General features: G+C 67.9%; 5 protein-coding genes. 3 read left to right on the top strand and 2 right to left on the bottom strand.

The features are described 5' to 3' along the window. Positions 1 to 613 (bottom strand): LysR family transcriptional regulator (locus DBR23_RS30210; protein ID WP_233250235.1); only part of this gene is annotated, 613 nt, incomplete at its 3' end. 131 nt (positions 614 to 744) lie between these two features. On the opposite strand from DBR23_RS30210, the gene DBR23_RS02370 reads away from it, so the two are divergent. Both DBR23_RS02370 and DBR23_RS02365 read left to right on the top strand, forming a co-directional pair. Further along, the gene (locus tag DBR23_RS02370) at positions 745 to 1,284 is read left to right on the top strand and encodes a DUF2917 domain-containing protein (RefSeq protein ID WP_108497193.1); all 540 of its coding nucleotides are present in this window, start codon (positions 745 to 747) and stop codon (positions 1,282 to 1,284) included. A gap of 105 nt (positions 1,285 to 1,389) precedes the next feature. Beyond that, complete coding sequence (locus DBR23_RS02365) at positions 1,390 to 1,767, top strand: DUF2917 domain-containing protein (protein WP_108497192.1); 378 nt, start codon at positions 1,390 to 1,392, stop codon at positions 1,765 to 1,767. Positions 1,768 to 1,852: 85 nt separating this feature from the next. On the opposite strand, the gene DBR23_RS02360 is transcribed toward DBR23_RS02365, so the two are convergent. Continuing rightward, positions 1,853 to 2,476, bottom strand: coding sequence for a TetR/AcrR family transcriptional regulator (locus DBR23_RS02360; protein ID WP_108497191.1), 624 nt, complete (start codon positions 2,474 to 2,476; stop codon positions 1,853 to 1,855). Positions 2,477 to 2,635: 159 nt separating this feature from the next. Between DBR23_RS02360 and DBR23_RS30205 the strand changes: the two genes are divergently transcribed. Further along, positions 2,636 to 3,068: beta-ketoacyl synthase N-terminal-like domain-containing protein (locus DBR23_RS30205; protein WP_369882075.1), on the top strand; the 433-nt coding region annotated here is incomplete at its 3' end.

The raw sequence follows: 3,068 nt of genomic DNA, 5'->3' as shown, positions 1-3,068 counted from the left end.
CCGCCTCGATCAGGGTGAACTGCGCCACATCGGCGGGGGTGCGCAGCGGCTTGCCGCTCTTGAGCAGCCAGGGGCTTGCCACCACGGCCAGTTGCTCGCCAAACAGGCGGATGCCGCCCTGCGTGGCTCCGGCGGGCATGGCGTAGCGCAGGGCCAGGTCCACGTCCGAGGTTTCCAGGTCCACCTGCACGTCGCTCGCATCAATGCGGATGTCGATGCCCGGGTTGTCGCGCTGGAACTCCTCCATGCGCGGGATCAGCCACATCGATGCAAAGCTGGCCCAGGTGGTGATGGCCACGCTGCGGCGCCCCGCCGTTTGGCGCACCAGGCGCACGGCGGCGTCCATGCGCTCCAGCGCCGGGCCCACGGCGCGCTGCAACTGTGCGCCCGCGCTGGTCAGCTCCACGGCACGCGTGTGGCGCAGGAACAGGGGCACGCCCACCTCTTCTTCCAGCGCCTGGATCTGGCGGCTCACGGCCGACTGGGTGAGGGCCAGCTCGTCGGCGGCCGCGCGAAAGTTCAGGTGTTTGGCTACGGTCAGAAAGGCGCGCCAGTGCCCTGTGGCCACGGGCCGGGTGCGCAAGACGGCGGGAGAGTATTCGGCAGAGGCCATGGCAGTGATCCTGAGTGCGATTCATGCGTTGACGGAATGAATAGCGTACCTTGTTTTCATTGGACTGTGTGCGGTGTAAAGCGCACTATCCAGTCTCCTCAACACGTTTTACCGAAGCCAAGGAGCCTGTCATGTCCCCCCGCAACGTTCTGGAATCGCAACAATCCGTCCATGCCGCCACGGCTGGCCGTCGCGCGGCCGGTTGCTGGAAACTGGCCACAGGCCAGGCCTTGTCATTGCACCCCGACACCCATGGCGTGCTGCAGATCGCCCAGGGGCAGGCGTGGGTCACCTTGCGTGGCGTTCTGGCGGACATGCCGGGCGCCGCTGTGGACCACGTGCTGCTGCCCGGCCAACAGCTGACGGTTGCGCCGGGGCAGCATGTGGTGATGGAAGCCTGGACCGGGTCCGGCTGCGCGGAGCCGGTGGCTTTCCGCTGGGACGTCGTGGCGGCCCCCGCTCTGGCGCAGCCCGCCAGCACGGCCGCCAGGGATTGGGAATGTGGCGTCGTGCAGCCGCTGCGCGATCTGGGGCAGGCGCTAGGGCAGGGTGGACGCGCCTTGGGCACGGCGCTGGCGGGTGTGGCGGGCGCGGGCGGCCGGTTTGCCGTCGGCTTCGCCCGGTTTGCTCTGCTTCGGATAGCAGCGCCGCTACAGCGCAGGCCGGCGTGAACAGCTCATGCAGGAAAAGCATCAATCGGTGCCGTGCTTTTCATTGGACGTTGTTCTGCAACCGGCGCACCATACGGTCATATTAGGGTTAACCCGGAGAAAACCATGACAACCTCTCACGCTCTTCATCTGTTTGCATCTTCCCGCGCCACGGGCGCTGCCGCCGGTGAGGCGGGACATGTGGCCGCAGGCGCCGCCGTCACCCTGGCCCCCAAGGCCGCGATGACCCTGCGCATTGCCGAAGGCCAGGCCTGGGTCACGCTGGGCCAGGGCCTGGGCGATGGCAGCGACGTGTTTCTGTGCGCCGGTCAGTCGCTGCCTGTGGCGGCAGGCCAGGCGGTGGTGGTCGAACCCCTGAACGGTCGCCGCCTGCAATACCGCTGGGTGCGTGGCGATGCCGCCGATGCGCGCCCTGCCACGTGGTGGCGCCGTGCGTCGGTGGGCAATGGGGCGCCCGCCTGGGGCGACGCCTGCTGCGCCTGACGTGATCCCAGGGGCGTCTTGCTCCGGGTGATGTGACTTGTTAAGAACGGCCAGTGCTTGTGACGCAAGCGCTGGCCGTTCTTTTTTACTTCGAGGGGCTGGTGGATGTGTTGTCCAGCCAGTCCGTCAGCTGCGTCTGCAGCGTCGCCATCAGCTCATTCGACAACGCGGGTTGCGCCGCTGCCGTGGCGCGGGCCAGCACCATCCCCCCCACCATGGTGGCCAGCACATGGATCGCGCGGGCGCGGTCTTGTGGCGATGGGGTGCCGCCGCCGCCGGCATCGGCAGCGCTGTCAGCCAGCAGCTGGGCAAACCGCTGGATGTTGCGCTCGATGCCCTGGGCAAACACTTCAGACAAGCCGCCGCCCGCCCGCGCGGCGTCCACCGCCAATGCGGCCACGGGGCAGCCTGAGCCCGGCGCGTCGCGGTGTTCAGGTGAGAGGTAGCGCTGGATGCGGTCGCCCACCGTGGCGTGGGGCCGCTCGCCGTCCAGCACGGGGATGGACCAGTCGAACGCCTTGGTGCACGCCTCCTGCACCAGCACATCCTTGGACGCGAAATGCCGGTACAGCCCGCCATGCGTCAGCCCGGCATCGCGCGTGATGTCGGCCACCCCTACACCGGTCAGCCCCCGCTCGCGGTACAGGCGGGCCGCCGCGTCCAGGATGCCCTGCCGGTTCTCTGCGGCCTGTGCTTTGGAAACCTTCATGGAAGCCTCTTATTGATTGCGGTCGTACGCAAAAATGGGTTTGCGGTTTATGATGACGGTTGCAATCATAAAGGTGCAGAGCCTCTGTGCCCCAACTGTCTGACGAGGTGAATCCATGAAAAATGCGAGTGGTATGTGCAGCAACGAGGGGGTGGCCTGATGCGCCGCGTGGTGGTCACGGGCATGGGCCTGGTGTCGCCGCTGGGCTGCGGTGTAGAACTGGCGTGGCAGCGCTTGCTGGCTGGGCGCTCCGGCCTCTCGCGCTTGCCGGACGCGGTGACAGAAGGCATTGCCGCCAAGGTTGCCGGGCAGGTTCCCGGCATAGCGCAAGACCCCGAGGGCGGCTGGGATGTGGACGCCATCGTCTCGTCCAAAGACCAGCGCAAGATGGACCGCTTCATCCCCTTTGCGCTGGGCGCCGCGCAGCAGGCGCTGGCGCAGGCGGGCTGGCCGCCTGCCGACGAGCGGGCGCGTGAGCGCACGGCCACGGTGATCGCCTCGGGCATCGGCGGCTTTGGTGCGATTGCCGAGGCCGTGCGCACCACCGACACGCGCGGGCCGCAGCGGCTGTCGCCGTTCACGGTGCCGTCAT

Source organism: Acidovorax sp. HMWF018 (genome assembly GCF_003061035.1).
Lineage (GTDB): Bacteria > Pseudomonadota > Gammaproteobacteria > Burkholderiales > Burkholderiaceae_C > Acidovorax > Acidovorax delafieldii.
The sequence above is the reverse complement of the archived record's forward strand: the minus strand, read 5'-3'. Positions and strand labels throughout refer to the sequence as shown.